This is a genomic window from unidentified bacterial endosymbiont (assembly GCF_918797525.1).
GTDB lineage: Bacteria > Pseudomonadota > Gammaproteobacteria > Enterobacterales > Enterobacteriaceae > Enterobacter.
The window spans coordinates 2736393-2756629 of sequence record NZ_OU963893.1 but is presented as its reverse complement, the minus strand read 5'-3'; the positions used below and the strand labels follow the sequence as shown (position 1 = coordinate 2756629).

Below are 20237 nucleotides of genomic sequence, written 5' to 3'. Positions count from 1 at the left end.
ATTAATCAGTATTCAACGTTCGCCAACGGTGGCAGTGACGCAACCAGGCCCTTACGTCGCATGAGTCTAAATATGTGTCTTATGGGTATATAATGGGACAGCAAAATTCCCTTTATTTCTTTGTTTAATAACTACAGGTTCGGTAAAATATAAGATAAAATATCATCTATTTCCATCTGCGAGTAGGATGTTTTTGCCCTGTTAATTTCACATAAGCGATGGTCTTATGCATAAACTCTTAAAATTATATTGCCGGATTTTTTTAAATAAACGTTTATTAATGATCTTTGGGTTTTTGAGTGGTCTGTTTGCGCTACTCTCATTTGCTTCAGAAACATTTAATTATTATTTTAGTTATGTTCTGAGCGTAAACCTGGCGAGATCCTCTTTGCCCATCCTGTTTCTCTTTATATCCGTGGTTTCTTTCTCATTTATATATTTACAGTCCGGAGCCAAAGAGGCTCCGGAAAGATACGACTCACCTGAATTAGAGAAAACTATCCGGGAGTTGGCGTTACAGCGGCAGTTCAATACAGCATTAATTGCAGAATTGAAAAGAAAGGTTGAAGTTGAACAATCAAATAAAGGACTCAGCGAGGAAGAGCGAAAGGCGATTATAGAGGGTGCCGTAGCTCAGACCAGCGAAGAGGCCATCAAAACCATTTTCGAGCACCAGGCGCACACGCTTCGGGAAAATATCAAAGAGAGCCTGGGCTTTGAAAAATTAGTCCAGTCATCGAAAGATATCGTCATGAGGTTAAGAAGGGAAATTGCCGATCTAAGACTTCGATCAAATATCAATCTCCTTATCGGCATGTCGATTACTGCAGGAGGGTTATATTTATTGTGGTCAACCGTGTCGATGGTGACAACATCAGATTTATTAAAGCAACTCGCCTGTCAGGAGTGCTCAAATGGTAAATTCTTAAAAAATTTAATTCTTCCCGTTGTTCCCCGGGTTTCGCTGGTTTTATTTATTGAAGTTTTTGCCTATTTCTTCTTACGCCTCTATCGGGATGGTTTGTCAGAGATAAAATATTTTCAAAATGAACTCACTAACGTAGAGTCAAAGCTCGCAGCCGTAGAGTTTTCATTTATCACCAACAACCCCGAAGGCTTAAAATTATCCATTGACGCGTTATCGAAAACGGAAAGAAACTTTATCCTCGAAAAAGGCCAAACGACGGTAGAGCTGGAGAAGGCAAAATCAGACACCAGTCTCAGCCGTAGCATCGTGAGAACGCTGCCTGCTATGTTTCGAAAAGCGGGAAAATAGTAACGGCGATTTATTCAGCGTTTCGGTCGGTTGACATTCATCCTGCATGAAATTAACACTAACCGTCAGGTTAGTAAGCCCTTTATCAGGGCCGTAAAAACAGTGGCGATGAACAACAGGATCGTAGGTAGTTGGCGATCGATGCTGAGAATTTAGCTCAGGGCGTGAGCGTCTACTTACAGAGCAGCAGTTTACCCGCCTCAGGCCTACGTGATTGCCCTGTCAAAGAGGCTCCTTGCGGAGCCATTGTGCCTCAAAATACTTTTTTATACGGACGAACAGTCACTGTTGCGTACACGCCTGCCGCAACGTAGGGGTCCGCGTCGGCCCACGACTGCGCCGTTTCCAGAGATTCAAATTCTGCAATTACCGTGGAGCCAGAAAAACCTGCAGCGCCCGGATCGTTACTGTCTACCGCAGGCATGGGGCCAGCCGTCAGCAGTCGGCCTTCATCCTGCAACAACTGCAGGCGGGCCAGATGGGCAGCCCGAACTGAAAGGCGTTTATCAAGGGAATCGGCGTTATCTTCAGAATAAATCACGTAAAGCACGGTGAAGCTCCTTAACCGTTAAAAGTGTCATTTACGTTATGTGAAAGCAGAAATGACTGCAATGTAAAGATATAATCATTGTTAAAACCCTGATCTGACAGCCACTTTTTTGGTCTCTCTTGCGCTTTAATTGCGTCAGAACAAAGTGTCTTATTGATTATGATTGCTATTTGCATTTAAAATCAGGGCTCGGTTTTTTAACGTTGATGATTATGACTTCGATGACCCTTGATTTTCCTCGCCGCTTTCCCTGGCCGACGCTGCTTTCTGTCGTTATTCACGGTGCTGTTGTGGCGGGTTTGCTCTATACCTCGGTTCATCAGGTTATTGAAACGCCCGCGCCCGCGCAGCCAATTTCTGTGACCATGGTATCGCCATCGGATCTTGAGCCGCCGCAGGTTGCACCTCCGCCGCCACAGCCAGTTGCTGAGCCTGAGCCAGAACCCGAGCCGATTCCGGAATCTCCCAAAGAGGCCCCGGTGGTGATCCACAAACCTAAGCCTAAACCTAAGCCTAAGCCAAAACCGGTGAAAAAAGTCGAGGAGCGTCCGAAACGTGAAACGCGTCCGGTTGAACCACGCGCCATGCAAACTGCTGACAACGCAGCGCCTTCTCGCCCGTTAATGAATAACGCGGCGACGGTCGCGAAGCCGACAGTTACCGCGCCTGCTGGGCCACGTGCGCTCAGCCGTAACCAACCAATCTATCCGGCGCGTGCTCAGGCGCTACGTATTGAAGGCCGCGTACGGGTGAAATTTGACGTCACGTCGGAGGGACGCGTGGAAAACGTTGAAGTGCTATCGGCTCAGCCTTCAAATATGTTCGAGCGCGAGGTGAAATCTGCGATGCGCAAATGGCGTTATGAAGCCGGTAAGCCAGGCAACGGGCTGATAGTGAATATTGTTTTCCGCCTCAACGGCGGGGCACAGATGGAATGAATGAAGCCTCCGCATGGAGGCTTTTTTACGACAGAGGATCACGTCTCAGGAAGCTGACGCGGCTTACCCACGTTATCGACCGCCACATAGATGAACAACGCTTCCGTGGCTTTATAACGCTGGCCGATGGGTTCAGAAGAGACCTTCTTCACCCACACTTCAATATTGATGGAAATCGACGTATTGCCGCGTTTGACACAGCGCGCATAGCAGCAGACCACATCACCCACCGCTACCGGACGCAGGAAGGTCATTCCATCTACCCGGACGGTTACCACGCGGCCATGTGCTATCTCTTTCGCCAGAATGGCACCGCCCATATCCATCTGCGACATCAACCAGCCGCCAAAAATATCGCCATTGGCATTGGTGTCAGCGGGCATTGCCAGTGTGCGTAATACCAGTTCGCCCTGAGGGGCGTCGTTTGTTGTCATTATTTTAACTCGTAACTGAAGACTTCAGGCGGGATGCTACTATGATTTTCAGCCGGTGAGAATAGTGGAAAGCGCCCGCATAGCGGGCACTTAGGCTCAAAAGGAGAGCGTTACGCCAGCGTAATAGGCCCGGCCCGGTTCGTTATAGGTCGAGGCGCCGTCGTTTTCACGGTAAATCTGCTTATCAAAGAGGTTGCTGATACCGGCATTGAGGCGCAGGCTCTTCGTCAGTTGATAGTTGCTGCCAATGCCGACGATGGAATACGCACCCACTTCTCGCTCTGACATCACACCTGTTTCGTTACGCGTTTCCGAATATTCTCGCGGCTTCTGACGGCCATACAGCGTCCAGTTTACGTTGGCAGAAAACTTGCTGTTGACCTCCCAGTCGAGCATCGTATTCACGGTGTATTTCGGGATAATGGACAACGGATTACCGGTGTCTTTATTCTCCGACTGGATCATATAGGTTGCGTTGGTGCGCCAGGTCAGGGTATCGCGGATAACCGGTACGGTCAGGTTACCTTCCAGCCCTTCAACCACGGCTTTTCCGCCATTTTCCCACTGCAGGATGTTCGCGCCGCTGCTGGTGTTGCCCAACACATTGGTGCCCGCGACGATCTTATTTTTGTAATCATTGCGGAACCACGTTATTCCCGCCTCATAGCCATCAAGCGCAAACGCCAGGCCGATCTCTTTATTGACGCTCACTTCCGGGTCAAGATCCGGATTACCCAGCAAATAGCAACTGCCGGTAGCGATGGTGTTTGGGCAGCCATTGCCACGGGTTGAAAGCAGATAACCCTCGCTGGACTGGTACAGGTTTGGCGCTTTAAACACCCGCGCGATACCGGCTTTAACCTTGAACATCTCCCCAAGATCCTGAGAGACGTTAAGGCTTGGGCTCCAGTTACTGCCAAACTGATTATGGTAGTCGAAACGGATCCCCGGGATGAGGTTAGTGCCCTGACGGGCTTCAATATTATCTTCAAGATAGATACCGGTGAGGTCTGCGCTATTTTTGCTGTTCCGCTCGGACGCAGTGCCGGAAACCCCGTTTATGATGTCGCCTGACGCATTGGTTGCCTGCATTGAGGCCGGATCGTTTAACTCGTCGCGATTCCACTCCGCGCCAAGCGTGAGGGTCTGATCAACCAGCCAGAACAGCGGAATATTCAGCTCTCCCGTACTCCGGTAAGAGTGGAGCCGGCTGGTGTCATACTTGTCGCTGTTAATCATCCCCTCAACTCTCCCTGTGGAGCCTTCCTCCAGACGGGTGTTGTTGGTTTTTTCGTAATAGACGCCGAATTTGGATTGTCCCCAGTCCCAGATGCCGTTGTGCGTCAAACCGTAAGACTGACGGTACATACGGTTCGTTTCATGGCCGTAGAGTGATGAGACCAGCCCGTCAGGACTGACGTTACTATTGCTGTACTGGGTATCGCCTGCGTAGATATTACCCTGACGGCTGTAGGCATAATCAAAATCGACAATTTGCTGCGGCGTGAGCTTCCACGAGAGCAGGGTATTAATATCTTTATTACGTACGCCCTCACGACCTGCGGCGTAAGAGCCGTTTTGCGCCGTGTTAATGTCCTGCGCATCGGCATCGGTTTTGTTGATATTTCCGTAAAGACGCATGGTCAGCGCGTCGCCCGCCAGTGGGCCATTAATATCAAAGTTGGCACGGTTGGTCGCACCCTCTTTATCGTTTTCGGGCTGATTAGTGTACAGCGAAAGTGAGCCGTGCCACTCATTGGTGGGACGTTTGGTGATGATGTTGACGACACCACCCGCCGCGCCGGAACCATATCGTGCCGCCGCAGGGCCACGAAGAACCTCAATACGCTCGACCATCTCAGGCGGGACCCAGTTGCTATCACCACGGGTATCACGCTCGCCACGCCAGCTATAGCGGACCGCGTTGCGGGATGTCACCGGAACGCCATCAATCAAAATAAGGGTATTTTCCGGGCCCATGCCACGAATGTCGATCTGGCGATTATTGCCCCGGTTACCGGTTGCGCTGTTACCGGTCAGGTTTACGCCAGGCATTTTGCGAATGATGTCGGAAAGATCGTTAACCGGGGGATCTTTTTCGATGTCTTTAGCCGTAATGACGGATACGCCAGGCTGCTGTTTAAGGGCCTCTTCGGCCGTTGCCTGAACAACCATGGTTTCGCCATCAGCAAGCGTTTCTTCCGCTGCGTGCGTGCTGTGGCTTAATGCCGCAAGAATGGCCAACGTAAGTGAAGCGGGGGCGAATCTTATTATGTTATTCATCAACTCATTTCCATTTGTTAAAATGCGATGAAGAATATTAATGATAGTGATTCTCATTACAATAAAGTGAAGGCAATCTTCACAAAATCTTCATGATTCAGACATTTTTGCAGAGACGATGGGAAAATGTGAAAAGAGGTGAAAAGGCCAGAACGCAGGGCGATCTGGCCGGAAAGGCTTACTGTTTTTCATCCTGCGGCATGTGTCGATAGATATACACGCCGCTCAACAGCGTGAAGATCAGGGTCAGCGCCGTCAGGCCGAAAACTTTAAAGTTGACCCAGATATTCTGCGGTAGCCAGAACGCAATATAGATGTTCGCCAGGCCACACAGGATAAAGAACACGGCCCAGGCGATATTCAGGCGAGACCACACCGCCTGCGGCAGCGTCAGCTCTTTGCCCAACATGCGCTGGATCAGCGGTTTTTTCATCACCCACTGGCTAATAAGCAATGCACCAGCAAACAGACCGTAAATCACGGTGACCTTCCACTTGATGAATTCATCATTGTGGAAGAACAGGGTCAACCCACCGAATACCGCCACCAGGGCGAACGTAATCAGCGCCATTTTTTCGACTTTACGATAGCGGACCCAGCTGTAGATCAGCACGATGGCCGTCGCGACGATTAACGCCATCGTGGCGGCATAAATGTCATACAGCTTATAAAACGCAAAAAAGACCACGAGCGGTAAAAAATCAAGAAACTGCTTCATTCTGTGATTCCATTTTGAGTGCGGATGGGCGCAGCGATGCCCCCACCTGCAGGATTACTGACGAATTAGCATGTACAGGCGGAACAGATAAACCAGCAGAACCGCTGAAATCAGGTTGCTCAGCGTATTGGCCACCACCGCGCCGACATTCGGCGTCAACACGGCAAAGTTTGGCGCAAACAGCAGCAGGAGCGTTTTAGCAAGCAGCCAGCCAATCACGGCGGGGGCGACCAGGCGCATATTCGCCCACGCCAGTCGCATACTGCTGCGCATCGCGGTGAAAATGCCCATTTTGTCCTGAACAACCATGATCGGGGCGAAGGAGAGCACGATAGCCAGTAATACACCCGGCACCACAACCAGCATAATCCCCATTTGTACCAGCAAAGTGGTTAAAAAGATGAGGATAAACAGCTTTGGCAGTACGGGAGCGCTGGCCCCGATGGCACGTAAGGCACTCACACGATGACCAGCAGAAATGAGCTGGATCATCAGCAGAATGCCGCCTGCCAGAACAGCATTACCGATCAGGCCTGAAAAGGTCGATGCCGCAGAGGCTCGCAGCAGAATCTGTTGCTGCTCCGGCGTCATGTTCTGCACCAGTTCAAATAACCCGGCGCTACCTGCAAGGTGGTCGCCCTGGCTCAGGGTGGCAATCTGCTCTTCATTGGGTGAGAAGGCATGACCTAGCACCACCGTGATGAAGGCGCATAGCAACGCGATCAGTAAAAAGGTAATGAACTGATTGCGGAAAAAATTTCCCGTGTCACGGTAGACAGACTTCGCCGTGATAGACATGCACTCTCCTTGAGTATTGCAGGTGTTAATAAGCCGGTAATTGTACACCGGATAACGCTGCCGTGGCAGCATCAAGGCTTGTATGGAAAAGCATATCTTTGTAAAGCCGGGTTGATCGTCCGCGCGATTGAGAAATTGATCCAGATACAAGCTGATGTCCTGTGTTTCGCTTACAAAAATTAACCCAGATCAATGAATGTTAACTTACTGGTTTTTATGTGATCTCTGTTAGATCACTTATTGCCCATTTGTGAGTATATTGCCCCCGCTATCAAAACCACAACGATGGAGCGGATATGAAAAAATTAGCGGTGGCAGCCCTTATCTTGAGCAGTATTTCTGGTGGCGCTTACGCGCATGAAGCAGGGGAGTTCTTTATTCGTGCCGGTACGGCAACGGTTCGACCTACTGAAGGCTCCGATAGCGTGCTGGGAATGGGCGGTTTTAACGTCAGTAACAATACCCAGCTTGGGTTAACGTTTAGTTACATGGCGACGGACAATCTGGGTATTGAGCTTCTGGCGGCGACGCCTTTCCGTCATCGCGTTGGCCTGGGGCCGACCGGGGATATCGCCACGGTACACCATTTACCGCCAACGCTGATGGCTCAATGGTACTTTGGTGATTCCAGCAGCAAGGTACGCCCCTATATCGGTGCTGGCGTAAACTACACCACGTTCTTCGATGAGAAATTTAATGATACCGGTAAAGCGGCAGGGTTATCCGATCTCAGTCTCAAAGACTCCTGGGGGATGGCGGGGCAGGTTGGTCTGGATTATCTGATCAACCGCGACTGGTTAATCAACGCCTCGGTCTGGTATATGGATATTGACACCGACGTGCGCTTTAAGGCGGGCGGCGAGCAGCAGAGCATCAGTACCCGTCTGGATCCGTGGGTATTTATGTTCTCGGCGGGCTATCGTTTCTGACAGGGCCCGGAAAACTGGCCGCGCGCGACGGCCAGTTTTCTTGTGTTTAAGGGATAATGTTACTTCTGGATAAGATAGCGAATAGTTGGCCCATCCTGCTGAATATCCAGTACGCTATACCCGTGATTCTCCGCATCCAGCGGAATAGTATTTATCGACTGCGGGCAATCGCTCACCACTTCCAGAATCTCGCCTTTTTTGAGCTGAGGCAGCGCTTCAAGCGTGGCAACGGCCGGGTAAGGGCAGGGTTCGCCTACCATATCAAGACGATAGTCAGGCACAATCTCTTTCATGCGGTATACTCCTGGCGTTCAGATTTGACAGCGGCACGGCGAAAGAAACGTTTCTCTTGTGCTATAACCAGTAAAAATGCGACCAATAGCAGGGCGTAGGTAACCAGCAGACCTCCGAGCGGACCGAAGCTGTTCAGCAGGTTGATCTTGTCCCAGTTGGTAGCCAGTGCGGGAGATAAATCGTCCCAGTAGTACGCAAGGATCGTCGAGCCAATCACGTTCCCGAGCCCGACCCACCAGTAATGTACCTGTCCTTCCACGGCGCGATACATCCAGCCCGTTTCGCAACCACCCGCCAGCACAATGCCGAAACCAAACAGCAGCCCGCCAATCACCGCATTCGGGCCCGCCCACATGATTTTTGGCTCAACGCCAAGCTGCACGTAGCTAAAGATGCCGATCGCACTGGCGGCCATGCCCGCGATAATGGCTTTTGCCATCATGGTACGCCCGGTTATCCACATATCGCGAAACGCAGAGGTAAAGCAGATTTGCGCGCGTTCGATAAGCAGGCCAAAGCCGACGCCAAACAACATTGCTAACCCCAGTTTGGGCTGGTTCAGCGCGGTACAAATCGCCCACGCGATCATGGCGAAAAAGACCAGCATACCCAAGCGAAAACGGCGACGAGCCTGGGCCGGTTTTTGTGTCAGTGGTGATGCCGCGCTAACTTTAACCACCTTAACCGGAATCCGGAACAGCGGCAGCAGCGTGAATCTGGCGCCAAAGTAAGAGCCAATGGCGGTGGCGACGGCAAAGAACCATGCGTGCAACGAAAACTGCGGAATGCCGGTAAAGAAAGCGGCAAGGTTACAGCCCATCGCCAGGCGCGCGCCAAACCCGGCTATGATGCCGCCCGCCACGGCCTGGATAATGCGTATACGGCTTTTGGGCATTCTCAGCTTAACGTTGTTCGCCCACAGCGCGGCAGCGAAACAACCGCCGAACATACCGATAATCATCATCCCGTCGATGCGGGTCAGCGGCGTGCCGTCTAAATGAATAAGCTTAAAATAACCCCACTCTTCAGTATGCACGCCTGCCAGCTGCAAAAGCTGACCACCCCAGCGGGTGAATTCGCCGGTGACGGCCCAGAAGGTGCCGGTAATGCCAAAATAGTAAGTGGACAGGATCCCCGTAGCGATGACTGCCGGAACGGGTGACCAGAACTTAATCAGGTAAGTCTGCTTGAAAGGGTGCCATGTCATGACGATGCCTCTGAACTCAGAAGGTGTGTGAATTTAACGGCCAGGAATATATAATTTTTTTTGTTACTCCAAAACCTTTGCCAAACATTTCTGCACAATACCTCCCTTTTTTATGACCTTTGTCATTAAACCGTGCCGCTCGCCGAACGCCAGCGCGGCCCCGGAACTGATTTGCATCTGCAAGGGGGGGGCATAAATCTGGCGGTAAAGCGCAGATCAACAGTGGCCTGTAAGAACAACCTGATTAAGCACTTACAGCTAATTACCAACTCACTGATATCTATATCATCCCGCGCCACTGGCCTCGTCGCCATTGGACGGCGGAAAGTTGGAATTATCCGCGAGGTCAGGCTACTCCTTTTAAACGGTTATTTTAGGGAAGATTGCATACGCCGACAGCGTAAAAGGGGAAGAACCGTCTGGTGAGCGTACCAGACGGTCAGATTGATTACGCTTTACGCGTCGCCGCTTTCATTACGGTCACGAACGCTCTCAGGTCAGCCAGCATTTGTGCAGGTTTATCAACGTTCTTCTCAATGATATTGACAATAGCCGAGCCGGAAATCGCACCGGCCGCTTTCGCATCAATAGCCGCAGCGACCTGCTCGGGAGAGGAGATGCCAAAGCCTTGCAGCGCAGGCGCGGCATGATACTCGGCCAGTTTCTCAACCAAATGATGCAGCGGAAGCGCCGCTTTGTTTTCCGCGCCCGTCACGCCCGCACGAGACAGAAGGTAGGTATACCCTCGACCGTAGGAGGCAATCTGGCGCAGCAGTGCATCATCCGCATTGGGTGGGCAGATAAAAATCGGCGCCACGTTGTGTCGCATTGCCGCCTGCCGGAAAGGGGCAGACTCTTCAACCGGCACGTCGGCCACCAGCACCGAATCAACCCCTGTACGCGCACACTCGGCATAAAACGCATCAATACCCCGGCTGAAGACCAGGTTGGCGTACATCAGCAGGCCAATCGGAATGGTCGGGTGCTTCTGACGGATCGCAGCCAGCATCTCGAAACACTGGGTCGGCGTCACGCCCGCCGCAAACGCGCGCAGGGTGGCATTCTGAATGGTAGGACCGTCCGCCAGCGGGTCAGAGAACGGAATACCTAACTCCAGCGCATCAGCCCCGGCTTCAATCAGGGTGTCGATGATTTTCAGTGACTGCTCCGGGCCCGGATCGCCCAGGGTTACGAAGGGAACAAACGCGCCTTCCTGGCGTGCGTGCAATTGTGCAAATGCGTTTTCATAGCGTTCCATCAGATTTCCCCTCGTGCTTTCAGAATGTCATGAACGGTGAAGATATCTTTATCACCGCGACCGGAAAGATTAACCACCAGCAGTTGCTCTTTTTCCGGATTTTCTTTAATCATTTTCAGCGCATGCGCCAGGGCATGCGATGACTCCAGCGCCGGAATAATCCCTTCGTGACGGCACAGCGTCTTAAACGCGTCCAGCGCTTCGTCATCGGTAATGGAGACATATTCTGCCCGGCCGGTGCTGTTGAGATGGGCGTGTTGTGGGCCGACTGACGGGAAATCCAGGCCGGCAGAAATTGAGTAGGACTCCTCAATCTGACCTTCATCTGTCTGCATCATTGGCGACTTCATGCCGAAGTAAATACCCACGCGACCATGCTTTAGCGGCGCGCCGTGTTCACCGGATTCAATTCCGTGCCCGGCAGGCTCCACGCCAATCAGGCCAACCTGGGTGTCCTCAATAAAGTCGGCAAACATGCCAATTGCGTTAGATCCCCCGCCCACACAGGCGATAACCGCATCCGGCAGGCGCCCCTCTTTTTCAAGGATCTGCGCTTTGGTCTCTTCTCCGATCATACGCTGGAATTCACGCACGATGGTCGGGAACGGGTGCGGCCCTGCGGCAGTTCCGAGCATGTAGTGTGCGGAGTCGTAGCTTCCGGACCAGTCACGCAGTGCTTCGTTACAGGCATCTTTAAGCGTTGCGGAACCGCTGTGCACCGGGATCACCTCTGCACCCATCAGACGCATGCGGAACACGTTTGGTGACTGACGTTCAACGTCTTTGGCCCCCATATAGATGCGGCATTTTAGCCCCAGCAGGGCGCTGGCGAGGGCCGACGCCACACCGTGCTGACCCGCGCCGGTTTCGGCGATGATTTCGGTTTTGCCCATGCGTTTAGCGAGCAGCGCCTGGCCCAATACCTGGTTGGTTTTGTGCGCGCCACCGTGCAGCAGGTCTTCACGCTTCAGATACAGCGTGGTTTTGCTGCCCTCAGTCAGGTTACGGCATTTAGTTAACGCCGTGGGACGGCCCGCGTAGTTTTTAAGCAGGTCGGTAAATTCAGCCTGAAACGCCGGATCCTTCTGTGCGCTTACAAAGGCTTCTTCCAGCTGGCGCAGGGCGGGCATCAGGATTTGCGGTACGTACATACCGCCGAACTCACCAAAATACGGATTTAGTAATGTCGTCATCTTCTGTTCCTTAATATGCACGCAGAGTTTTAAATACCGAGGCCAGCTTGCTGGCATCTTTGATACCCGGTTGAGACTCTACGCCTGAATTGAAATCGAGGCCTGCGCAGCCAGCTTTGGCGGCTTCTACACAGTTATCCGGGCTTAATCCGCCCGCCAGCAGGACGTTGTCCAGCGCTTCACCCTTGAGCTGCGACCAGTCAAAACGCTGGCCTGTGCCGCCCTGGCCATTGTCGAGTACGTATTTATCAACGTGGTCCAGATTACGCGCGGGGAGGGTGTCACCGACGCTTTGCGCTTTCCAGATCTGAATCTGAGGCGCCAGAACATTTCGCAGAGCATCGATATACGCTTGATCTTCATCGCCATGCAGTTGAACTGCGCTCAGGGATAACACGTCCACTTTTGCCGCAATGTCGTTGATTTCCGCATTGCGAAACACGCCCACATAGCTGAGTGGGGCAGCCGCGATCACCTTTCGCGCCTGTTCCTCATTAACTGCACGAGGAGATGAATCAACAAAGATCAGACCGCCATAGATTGCGCCCGCTTCATACGCGGCCTGCGCATCCTTTTCACGGGTCAAGCCGCAGACTTTGTTCTCACCTAACAGCACGCGGCGCACGGCCGCATTAAGATCGTCGTGTTCCATCATCGCGGAACCGATCAGGAAACCGTTAGCAAAGTGGCTAAGCTCGCGCACCTGAGCGTAGCGGTTAATCCCGGATTCGCTGATCACCGTGACGCTCGCGCCCAGACGCGGCGCAAGCTGGCGCGTGCGGTTGAGGTCAATCGACAGATCGCGCAGGTCGCGGTTGTTAATGCCGACCACTTTGGCCTGCAGCCCGATGGCGCGCGCCAGCTCCTCTTCGTTGCTGACCTCGGTTAACACGCCCATATTCAGGCTGTGGGCCACGGCAGCGAGCTGGCGATACTGTTCGTCATTGAGCACCGAGAGCATCAGCAGGCAGGCATCGGCCTGGTAAAAACGTGCCAGCCAAATCTGATAGGCGTCGATAATAAAGTCTTTACACAATATTGGCTGTGGGGCGATGCCGCTGACGATGGGCAGAAAATCGAAGCTGCCCTGGAAATATTTCTCATCCGTGAGCACTGAAATGGCTGACGCATGGTGCTTGTAGATACCGGCAATTCTCGCCGGGTCGAAATCGTCGCGGATCACGCCTTTGGACGGGGAGGCTTTTTTGCACTCAAGAATAAACGCGGTGCGCGCGCCCTGCAGGGCATCATAGAAACGGCGTGTACTCGGGACCACCTCGTTCTGGAAACTGGCCAGCGGCTGTTGCTGCTTGCGGGCTTCCACCCAGATGGCCTTATCGGCAATGATTTTCGCTAAAACGGTCTGCATTGTTTACCCTCTTGCCGCAAGTGCGGTAACGCGATCGTAAGCTGCGCCAGAGCGCAGTACGTCCAGAACTTTTTGTGCGTTGGCCTTGAGGTCTTCCTCGCCGTGTAAACGCATTAACATAGAGACGTTAGCCGCAACGGCGGCCTCATGTGCGGCCTCACCTTTACCTTGTAATAAGCGCGTGAGAATGTCACGGTTTTCTTCAGGCGTACCGCCTGCCAGCGCGTCCTGGTGATAAGGGGTCAACCCGAAGTCGGAGGCGTCGAGCTGGTAACTCAGAATTTCCCCCTTGTTCAGCTCGGCAACCAGCGTGGGCGCGTGAAGGGACACTTCATCCATGCCGCCGCTGTGTACTACGGCGGCGCGCGTGTAACCCAGTACGCGCAGCGTTTCTGCAATCGGCAGCACCAGTTCCGGGCTATACACGCCGATCAGCGCCAGCGGCGGATGCGCCGGGTTAATCAACGGGCCGAGGACGTTAAACAGCGTGCGGGTTTTTAGCTGCTGGCGAACCGGCATCGCGTGCCGAAAACCGGTGTGATATTTCGGCGCGAACAGGAAACATACGCCCAGGTCATCCAGCGCTTCCCGGGAACGTTCGGCATTCATATCCAGATTAATACCAAAGGCGGCCAGCAGATCGGACGATCCGGAACGGCTGGAGACGCTGCGGTTGCCGTGTTTTGCCACCTTCATTCCACATGCTGCCGCCACGAACGCGCTGGCGGTTGAAATATTAATGCTGTTGCTGCCGTCACCGCCGGTACCCACGATATCGGCAAACCGATACTCCGGACGCGGGAAGGGCGCGGCGTTTTCCAGCAGGGCGGTAGCGGCGCCGGCAATCTCCTGCGGACTTTCGCCACGCACTTTCATGCTCACCAGTGCGGCAGCCAGTTGCTCAGGTTTCAGTTCGCCGCGCACCACGGCACAGAAGAGCTGGTGGCTCTCCTGCTGGCTCAGGGTTTGTGCCTGATACAGTTTTTCCAGAATTGGCTGCAGGGTGTTAGTCTGCTCCAGTTTCTGTAACGCCCAGTCGAGGGTTTGCTCCAGCAGACGGGCACCGTTGGACGTTAAAATAGATTCCGGGTGGAACTGCAGACCGCATACGCGATCCGTATCATGACGTACCGCCATCACCATGCCTTCAAACGAGGCGTTAATGGTCAACCCGGCCGGAATATTGCTCCCGACCAGCGAATGATAACGCGCCACCGGGAGCGGGTTAGGCAGCCCGGCAAACATCGCCTGGCCGTCATGTTCAATGCTGGAGGCTTTACCGTGCAGAATTTCTCCCGCCTGACCAACGTAGCCACCGTAAGCTTCGACGATCGCCTGATGTCCAAGACAGATGCCGATGACAGGCAGCTTGCCGCGTATGCGGGTCAGCAATTCAGGCATACAGCCCGCTTCACCTGGCGCGCCCGGCCCTGGGGAGAGCATTAATACCGGGTTTTGCATGGTAGCCAGACGGTCAATCAGCGTCTGGGCCGGAACATGGTTGCGGTAAATGACGACATCGTGGCCGTTCGCACGCAGCTGATCTGCCAGGTTATAGGTAAAGGAGTCGATATTATCGAGCAGCAGAATGTCAGCCATCAGAAAATCTCCTGTGCATGGTGTGCGCTAGCGATGGCGCGTAATACCGCGCGGGCTTTACTGCGCGTTTCGTCAGCCTCGGACTGCGGAACAGAATCAAGAACAATTCCTGCGCCCGCCTGGACGGTGGCAATTCCGTCTTCTACGTAGGCGGAGCGGATCACGATGCAGGTATCAAGGTCGCCGTGAGCGGTGAAATAACCTACCGCGCCGCCGTAGCTACCGCGACGCTGTCCTTCAGCAGCGGCGATCAACTGCATCGCGCGGACTTTTGGCGCACCGCTCAGGGTGCCCATGTTCATGCAGGCGCGGTAGGCGTGCAGTACGTCGAGATCGCTGCGTAGTTCACCCACCACGCGCGAGACCAGGTGCATCACAAAAGAGTAGCGATCCACTTTGGTCAAATCCGCCACGTAGCGGCTGCCTGGAGTACAAATGCGGGCCAGATCGTTACGCGCCAGATCGACCAGCATCAGATGCTCGGACAACTCTTTGTGGTCAGTACGCATTTCCAGTTCGATACGGCTGTCAAGGTCGCGATCCAGCGTTCCATCGGCACGACGCCCGCGCGGGCGCGTTCCGGCAATCGGGTAGATCTCAATCTGGCGGTTGGTAGCATCGTATTTCAGCGAACTTTCCGGTGATGCGCCAAACAGGGTGAAATCGTTGTCCTGCATAAAGAACATGTACGGGCTTGGGTTGCTCTTTTTCAGAACGTCATACGCGGCCAGCGGCGACGGGCATGGCAGCGAGAAGCGACGAGATGGAACAACCTGGAAAATTTCTCCGGCGCGAATCGCTTTTTGCATCTGACGAACGACGGCGCCGAACCGATCATCACTCTGATTAACGTCGCACGTCATCTCTTCAACACGCTGCACCGGCAGTGCGGGCGGCACTTCGGTCATCTGTTGCTGCAGTTGAGCGATGCGGTTTTCGAGGCGATCTTTTTCAGGTGCAGACGGTGTGAACAGGCTTGCCTGAATGCGGGTGTATTTTTTCTGATGGTCGATAACCAGCAGGGTTTCCGCCAGATAAAAGCAGTAATCCGGACAGCGGTTGCCCTGTTCGGTTTCCGGCAATTCTTCAAACCCGGCAACCAGGTCGTAGGCAAACAGCCCGCCGAAGAACATCGCTTCGCGTTCGTCTTCAGGCACAGTCACCAGGTTTTGCAGCAGGCGGAAGGCATCGAATACGGAGAGAGAACAAAGGCGGGCGTCTTCATCAAGCAGTTGGCTGACCGGCGGAAAATGCAGGACGCGCATCTGTGGGTGATGGTCATTCCCGACGCCAGCAGGCAGCGCGGTATCCAGCAGTGGCAGCAGTGACGCCCCGTTTGCAGATAATGCCTTGATGGTAACGGTGTCTCCCAGTGCGGTAATGCGCAGTGCGCTATCGACTAACAGGAGGCTTTTCAGATCGTCCTTGCTGTCAATATCGGCAGATTCCAGTAACAACGTGGCCGGTCGGGCGCCGCAGAGCTGATGAAACAGCGCGGTTGGGTTGTGACGGTAGGCGGCCTCACGGGCCAGCAGTTCAAGGTGTGGCTTGGCGGTTTGCATTAGAGTGTTCTCGTATTCTGTTCAAAAAAAAGCCCGCTTGGGAGCGGGCCGGGTATCTGGTTGCATTTCGCAGACGCGTGACACTGCCCGTTAATCAGGACGTGCGCCACCCACCGTGCAGAGCAAAATATGTCGTCATTTCCAGATACCTTTCTCGTGTGAACTTATGTACTAGTTAACTGGTTCGTTCGCCGATTGTCAACCCTTGATTTCATAATTTCATTCCAGAAAGGTATCATGGGTTTTTTTGACGTCTCCAGTCTGTGACGGGAAGTGCTTTGAGCGAAACCACCTACGCCATAATTTATGATTTACACAGCCACACTCAGGCTTCTGATGGTCTGCTGACGCCTGAAGCGTTAGTGCATCGCGCCGTTGAAATGCGAGTCGGCACGCTGGCGATAACCGATCACGATACGACAGACGCCATTCCTGCCGCGCGCGCCGAGATTGCCCGTAGCGGGCTGGCGCTGGATCTGATTTCCGGCGTCGAGATCTCAACGCTTTGGGAAAACCATGAAATTCATATTGTTGGCCTGAATATTGATATAGACCATCCGGCAATGCTCGCATTTTTGCAAGAACAAAAAATGCGTCGCAACCAGCGTGCCGAGCAGATTGGCGAACGTCTGGAAAAGGCACAGATCCCTGGCGCGCTGGAAGGCGCACGCAAGCTGGCGCAGGGTGGGGCGGTCACGCGAGGCCATTTTGCCCGTTTTCTGGTGGCGGCGGGCAAGGCGACCACGATGGCGGACGTTTTTAAACGGTATCTTGCGCGCGGGAAAACCGGATACGTTCCGCCACAGTGGTGTACAATAAAACAAGCTATTGATGTGATTCATCATTCTGGCGGAAAGGCGGTGCTGGCGCATCCCGGGCGGTATAACCTTTCGGCTAAATGGCTGAAAAGATTGCTTGCGCACTTTGCCGAATGCGGCGGTGAAGCGATGGAGGTCGCCCAGTGTCAGCAGGCTCCCAATGAGCGCTCGCAGCTCGCAGCTTACGCCCGTCATTATGGCTTGCTGGGATCGCAGGGCTCTGATTTTCATCAGCCCTGCGCGTGGATCGAACTGGGGCGTAAGCTTTGGTTACCGGCTGGCGTTGAGCCTGTCTGGCAGCTCTGGGAACAGCCGCAGCAAATTGAAGAGAGGGAAGTATGAGCCAGTTTTTTTATATCCATCCGGATAACCCGCAGCCGCGTTTGATTAACCAGGCCGTGGAGATCGTGCGAAAAGGTGGCGTTATCGTCTATCCGACCGATTCCGGCTATGCGCTGGGCTGTAAAATTGAAGACAAAGGGGCGATGGAACGTATTTGCCGCATCCGTCAACTGCCAGACGGGCATAACTTTACGCTGATGTGCCGGGATCTGTCCGAGCTGTCGACCTATGCCTATGTTGATAACGTGGCGTTTCGGCTGATCAAAAATAACACACCCGGTAATTACACCTTCATCCTGAAAGGGACGAAAGAGGTGCCGCGCCGTCTGCTGCAGGAAAAACGCAAGACCATCGGGATGCGCGTACCGTCTAATCCGATTGCCCAGGCGTTGCTGGAAATCCTCGGTGAACCGATGCTGTCTACCTCGTTGATGCTGCCCGGGAGCGAATTTACCGAGTCTGACCCGGAAGAGATCAAAGATCGTCTGGAGAAGGTGGTTGAGCTGATTATCCACGGCGGTTACCTCGGTCAGCAGCCCACCACCGTGATTGATTTAACCGAAGATGCGCCAGAAGTGATCCGTGAAGGTGCGGGTGATGTCAAGCCTTTCCTGTAAAGGGTAATGATAAGTAAGGGGAGAGGGTCTGGTTCTGTCGCACTAAGACCAGCGTGCTGTCGAAAGTACGTTGCCACTTTTTCAGGCAGTCAGCAGGTAAAACTGGTCTGCAGGAGACAATCCATCTCCGTCCGGATGCTGAAGTTGCCCTTTGCGTATGATATTAATCAGCTCAATGCCTGCCAATATTGTCTGCGCACACCGAAACGTTTTAAACCCCAACATCAGCCATATTCGTCGTTGGATATTTCTCAACCAAGTTGTTAAGGTATTTACTCTGTCTGATGGTGATAGTTTCTTTATCAGGTTTACCGGCATTAAGTGTGGCCAGCGCTGCCGTATTGGCGCCGCTTTTGTCGATGGTCACCCTCTCAGGTTCGCCGTGATTACGAATGGCCTTGCGAAAGAAGCATAGCGCGGCGGCCGCAACCCGTTTAGCGGTCAGCAAAAAGTCGACAGTCTGGCCTGAGGTATCGACGGCCCGGTACAGATATTTCCACTTCCCCCTGACTTTTATGTGAGTTTCATCCATTCGCCACCGGCGTGCCACAGAACCTTTATACCGGCGGAACGCTTTATCCAGCAGAGGTACCAGCCGGATAATCCACCGGTGAAGCGTGGAGTGATCGACGGTGATACCCCGCTCAGCCATCATCTTCTCAAGATTGCGCAGGCTCAGGGCATAAGCCAGATACCAGCGGACACACTGAGCAATGATCCCGGTGGGATAATGCAGGCATTTGAAGGATCTTCGTATCAGAGGTATGCTCAGGCAGTATCGTAAGAAAAAACAGCATGTTACCTGACCTTTTCTTAATTCGACAGAACCAAATATCCTACGCAAACCTGTTTTTTGTACAGACTGTTATCTGCTGAGCGTAACGAAAGGTATTTTGCCTGTCCCAGTTTGAGGTTTGTTCGCCAGACGTAATAACGAGAGTTTTCGTTCCACTGAGCATCAAAACCCTATCACTGCATTGGCCATCAGTACAGTTCGTCACTGCCCCCTTAATGCCCTTCAAACCTTTCGGAATTTCGAGTATGAATGATATTTAACTTAATCCTCAACCCAACGTCGAAGTAGGTTTGACTGCGTTTTTGCCAGCAGATCCATCTCTGATGTTTTTCCTAACTGAGCAAATAATCTGTGGCGGGCGGTGTCCAGATCGAAAAGTATTTCGCGCTGAGCAGCGTCCCGCACAAAGCTACGAACCCAGGTGACTGCAGCTAAACGCTCACCTGACACGACAGGCGCAACCCGGTGCAGGGCCGTCGTGGGATAAGTTACAGCAGAACCTGCAGCCAGCTTTATCTCCTGCTCACCGGCAGTGGACTCGATCACCAGCTCACCGCCTTCATACTGGTCAGGTTCAGAAAGGAAAATGGTCACAGAAACGTCAGTACGCACCCCTTTCATAATCGAGTTATCAACATGGCTTCCATATGCCATGCCCTGTTCATAGCTGCTGAAAAGGGGGGGGACTATGGTTTTTGGCCGGACAGCCATACGGAACAGGTCATTACCCATCAGCCGATCCCGGATGAGTTTTTGCATTTCTACCAGCTGCGGATCGGTACGGGAAACCTGCTTGTTCTGTTTCACAGGCCGTGCCTCACGTCCGGCAGTCGTACGACCATCAACATAATTAACATGACGCATTTTCTCGCAAAGATGGCTCACTTCATTTGCGCTTAGTAAATCGGCTATCATAACCAGCATGTATAATCCTTTTCCGAAGCAATCCTTAGGGATGGTAATGATAACATTGAAGGGACATTCAGTATGCGTATGAAATTATGGATTGGCGTGGGTATTTTTGTCATGGCGCAGTCGGGACAGGCTGCTCTTGCTGCTACCCAAGATAGCCGAACCGGAGTCCACCCGATTAGTGACCTGCATGGTGAGTACGAAGGCGGTGAATACGAAGGCGGGGAACACGAAGGTGGTGAACACGAAGGCGGTGAATACGAAGGCGGGGAACACGAAGGCGGTGAACACGAAGGCGGTGAACACGAAGGTGGCGAACATGAAGGCAGATGAACATGCATTCT

General features: G+C 53.1%; 19 protein-coding genes, 2 pseudogenes and 1 other annotated feature. Of the genes and pseudogenes, 6 read left to right on the top strand and 15 right to left on the bottom strand.

The window, feature by feature from the left end; genetic code table 11:
* Positions 1-226 precede the first annotated feature (226 nt).
* Complete coding sequence (locus NL510_RS13195; RefSeq protein WP_253377364.1) at positions 227-1276, top strand: hypothetical protein; 1050 nt, start codon at positions 227-229, stop codon at positions 1274-1276.
* 253 nt (positions 1277-1529) lie between these two features.
* On the opposite strand, the gene NL510_RS13190 is transcribed toward NL510_RS13195, so the two are convergent.
* Positions 1530-1826: a YciI family protein gene (locus NL510_RS13190; RefSeq protein WP_253377362.1), complete on the bottom strand. Its 297-nt coding sequence runs from the start codon at positions 1824-1826 to the stop codon at positions 1530-1532.
* Positions 1827-2047: 221 nt separating this feature from the next.
* Between NL510_RS13190 and tonB the strand changes: the two genes are divergently transcribed.
* Positions 2048-2764 (top strand): TonB system transport protein TonB, encoded by a 717-nt coding sequence (tonB, locus tag NL510_RS13185; RefSeq protein ID WP_253384901.1) that lies wholly within the window; start codon positions 2048-2050, stop codon positions 2762-2764.
* A gap of 38 nt (positions 2765-2802) precedes the next feature.
* Here tonB and yciA read toward each other — a convergent pair whose 3' ends face one another.
* The 5 genes and pseudogenes from yciA to NL510_RS13160 form a co-directional block, all read right to left on the bottom strand.
* Positions 2803-3198, bottom strand: a complete 396-nt coding sequence (yciA, locus tag NL510_RS13180) for an acyl-CoA thioester hydrolase YciA (RefSeq protein ID WP_253377360.1) — start codon at positions 3196-3198, stop codon at positions 2803-2805.
* A 96-nt stretch (positions 3199-3294) separates the two neighbouring features.
* The gene (locus NL510_RS13175; protein ID WP_253377358.1) at positions 3295-5481 is read right to left on the bottom strand and encodes a TonB-dependent siderophore receptor; all 2187 of its coding nucleotides are present in this window, start codon (positions 5479-5481) and stop codon (positions 3295-3297) included.
* A gap of 178 nt (positions 5482-5659) precedes the next feature.
* Positions 5660-6199 carry a septation protein A gene (locus tag NL510_RS13170; RefSeq protein ID WP_253377356.1) on the bottom strand — a complete coding sequence of 180 codons (540 nt, stop codon included), beginning with the start codon at positions 6197-6199 and terminating at the stop codon, positions 5660-5662.
* A gap of 54 nt (positions 6200-6253) precedes the next feature.
* Entirely contained in the window at positions 6254-6997 is a 744-nt protein-coding gene (locus NL510_RS13165; protein WP_253377354.1) for a YciC family protein, read from the bottom strand.
* 25 nt (positions 6998-7022) lie between these two features.
* Positions 7023-7103, bottom strand: a pseudogene (locus NL510_RS13160) (YkgJ family cysteine cluster protein); the annotation flags it as partial.
* A gap of 190 nt (positions 7104-7293) precedes the next feature.
* On the opposite strand from NL510_RS13160, the gene ompW reads away from it, so the two are divergent.
* Entirely contained in the window at positions 7294-7926 is a 633-nt protein-coding gene (ompW, locus tag NL510_RS13155; protein ID WP_253377352.1) for an outer membrane protein OmpW, read from the top strand.
* Between the two features lie 59 nt (positions 7927-7985).
* Here the strand turns inward: ompW and yedF are convergent, their stop codons facing one another.
* The 7 genes from yedF to NL510_RS13120 all read right to left on the bottom strand — a co-directional run bounded on the left by yedF (position 7986) and on the right by NL510_RS13120 (position 16408).
* Positions 7986-8219: a sulfurtransferase-like selenium metabolism protein YedF gene (gene yedF, locus NL510_RS13150; protein WP_253377350.1), complete on the bottom strand. Its 234-nt coding sequence runs from the start codon at positions 8217-8219 to the stop codon at positions 7986-7988.
* Entirely contained in the window at positions 8216-9427 is a 1212-nt protein-coding gene (gene yedE, locus NL510_RS13145) for a selenium metabolism membrane protein YedE/FdhT (RefSeq protein ID WP_253377348.1), read from the bottom strand. The genes yedF and yedE overlap by 4 nt, the downstream gene beginning before the upstream one ends.
* 448 nt (positions 9428-9875) lie before the next feature.
* Positions 9876-10685, bottom strand: coding sequence for a tryptophan synthase subunit alpha (gene trpA, locus NL510_RS13140; protein ID WP_253377346.1), 810 nt, complete (start codon positions 10683-10685; stop codon positions 9876-9878).
* A complete protein-coding gene (gene trpB, locus NL510_RS13135; protein ID WP_253377344.1) occupies positions 10685-11878 on the bottom strand; it encodes a tryptophan synthase subunit beta in 1194 nt (397 codons plus the stop codon). The genes trpA and trpB overlap by 1 nt, the downstream gene beginning before the upstream one ends.
* A 10-nt stretch (positions 11879-11888) precedes the next feature.
* Positions 11889-13247 carry a bifunctional indole-3-glycerol-phosphate synthase TrpC/phosphoribosylanthranilate isomerase TrpF gene (gene trpCF, locus NL510_RS13130; RefSeq protein ID WP_253377342.1) on the bottom strand — a complete coding sequence of 453 codons (1359 nt, stop codon included), beginning with the start codon at positions 13245-13247 and terminating at the stop codon, positions 11889-11891.
* 3 nt (positions 13248-13250) lie between these two features.
* Positions 13251-14846 carry a bifunctional anthranilate synthase glutamate amidotransferase component TrpG/anthranilate phosphoribosyltransferase TrpD gene (gene trpD, locus NL510_RS13125; protein ID WP_253377340.1) on the bottom strand — a complete coding sequence of 532 codons (1596 nt, stop codon included), beginning with the start codon at positions 14844-14846 and terminating at the stop codon, positions 13251-13253.
* Positions 14846-16408 (bottom strand): anthranilate synthase component 1, encoded by a 1563-nt coding sequence (locus tag NL510_RS13120; protein WP_253377338.1) that lies wholly within the window; start codon positions 16406-16408, stop codon positions 14846-14848. The genes trpD and NL510_RS13120 overlap by 1 nt, the downstream gene beginning before the upstream one ends.
* Positions 16409-16431: 23 nt before the next feature.
* Positions 16432-16526 (bottom strand) — a sequence feature (Trp leader region).
* A 160-nt stretch (positions 16527-16686) separates the two neighbouring features.
* Here NL510_RS13120 and rnm point away from each other — a divergent pair.
* Complete coding sequence (gene rnm / locus NL510_RS13115) at positions 16687-17568, top strand: RNase RNM (RefSeq protein WP_253377336.1); 882 nt, start codon at positions 16687-16689, stop codon at positions 17566-17568.
* Positions 17565-18185: an L-threonylcarbamoyladenylate synthase gene (locus tag NL510_RS13110; protein ID WP_253377334.1), complete on the top strand. Its 621-nt coding sequence runs from the start codon at positions 17565-17567 to the stop codon at positions 18183-18185. The genes rnm and NL510_RS13110 overlap by 4 nt, the downstream gene beginning before the upstream one ends.
* Positions 18186-18266: 81 nt before the next feature.
* On the opposite strand, the pseudogene NL510_RS13105 reads toward NL510_RS13110, so the two are convergent.
* Positions 18267-18951, bottom strand: a pseudogene (locus tag NL510_RS13105) (IS6 family transposase).
* A gap of 291 nt (positions 18952-19242) precedes the next feature.
* The gene (locus NL510_RS13100) at positions 19243-19905 is read right to left on the bottom strand and encodes a Fe2+-dependent dioxygenase (protein ID WP_253377331.1); all 663 of its coding nucleotides are present in this window, start codon (positions 19903-19905) and stop codon (positions 19243-19245) included.
* 63 nt (positions 19906-19968) lie between these two features.
* Between NL510_RS13100 and NL510_RS13095 the strand changes: the two genes are divergently transcribed.
* Entirely contained in the window at positions 19969-20226 is a 258-nt protein-coding gene (locus NL510_RS13095) for a hypothetical protein (RefSeq protein ID WP_253377329.1), read from the top strand.
* The last annotated feature ends 11 nt before the right edge of the window (positions 20227-20237 follow it).

Bases quoted from the DNA above. Each gene is read 5' to 3' on its own strand.
- NL510_RS13195 (WP_253377364.1), top strand. From the start codon at position 227: ATGCATAAACTCTTAAAATTATATTGCCGGATTTTTTTAAATAAACGT.
- tonB (WP_253384901.1), top strand. From the start codon at position 2,048: ATGACCCTTGATTTTCCTCGCCGCTTTCCCTGGCCGACGCTGCTTTCT.
- yciA (WP_253377360.1), bottom strand. From the start codon at position 3,198: ATGACAACAAACGACGCCCCTCAGGGCGAACTGGTATTACGCACACTG.
- NL510_RS13175 (WP_253377358.1), bottom strand. From the start codon at position 5,481: ATGAATAACATAATAAGATTCGCCCCCGCTTCACTTACGTTGGCCATT.
- NL510_RS13170 (WP_253377356.1), bottom strand. From the start codon at position 6,199: ATGAAGCAGTTTCTTGATTTTTTACCGCTCGTGGTCTTTTTTGCGTTT.
- NL510_RS13165 (WP_253377354.1), bottom strand. From the start codon at position 6,997: ATGTCTATCACGGCGAAGTCTGTCTACCGTGACACGGGAAATTTTTTC.
- ompW (WP_253377352.1), top strand. From the start codon at position 7,294: ATGAAAAAATTAGCGGTGGCAGCCCTTATCTTGAGCAGTATTTCTGGT.
- yedF (WP_253377350.1), bottom strand. From the start codon at position 8,219: ATGAAAGAGATTGTGCCTGACTATCGTCTTGATATGGTAGGCGAACCC.
- yedE (WP_253377348.1), bottom strand. From the start codon at position 9,427: ATGACATGGCACCCTTTCAAGCAGACTTACCTGATTAAGTTCTGGTCA.
- trpA (WP_253377346.1), bottom strand. From the start codon at position 10,685: ATGGAACGCTATGAAAACGCATTTGCACAATTGCACGCACGCCAGGAA.
- trpB (WP_253377344.1), bottom strand. From the start codon at position 11,878: ATGACGACATTACTAAATCCGTATTTTGGTGAGTTCGGCGGTATGTAC.
- trpCF (WP_253377342.1), bottom strand. From the start codon at position 13,247: ATGCAGACCGTTTTAGCGAAAATCATTGCCGATAAGGCCATCTGGGTG.
- trpD (WP_253377340.1), bottom strand. From the start codon at position 14,846: ATGGCTGACATTCTGCTGCTCGATAATATCGACTCCTTTACCTATAAC.
- NL510_RS13120 (WP_253377338.1), bottom strand. From the start codon at position 16,408: ATGCAAACCGCCAAGCCACACCTTGAACTGCTGGCCCGTGAGGCCGCC.
- NL510_RS13110 (WP_253377334.1), top strand. From the start codon at position 17,565: ATGAGCCAGTTTTTTTATATCCATCCGGATAACCCGCAGCCGCGTTTG.
- NL510_RS13100 (WP_253377331.1), bottom strand. From the start codon at position 19,905: ATGCTGGTTATGATAGCCGATTTACTAAGCGCAAATGAAGTGAGCCAT.
- NL510_RS13095 (WP_253377329.1), top strand. From the start codon at position 19,969: ATGCGTATGAAATTATGGATTGGCGTGGGTATTTTTGTCATGGCGCAG.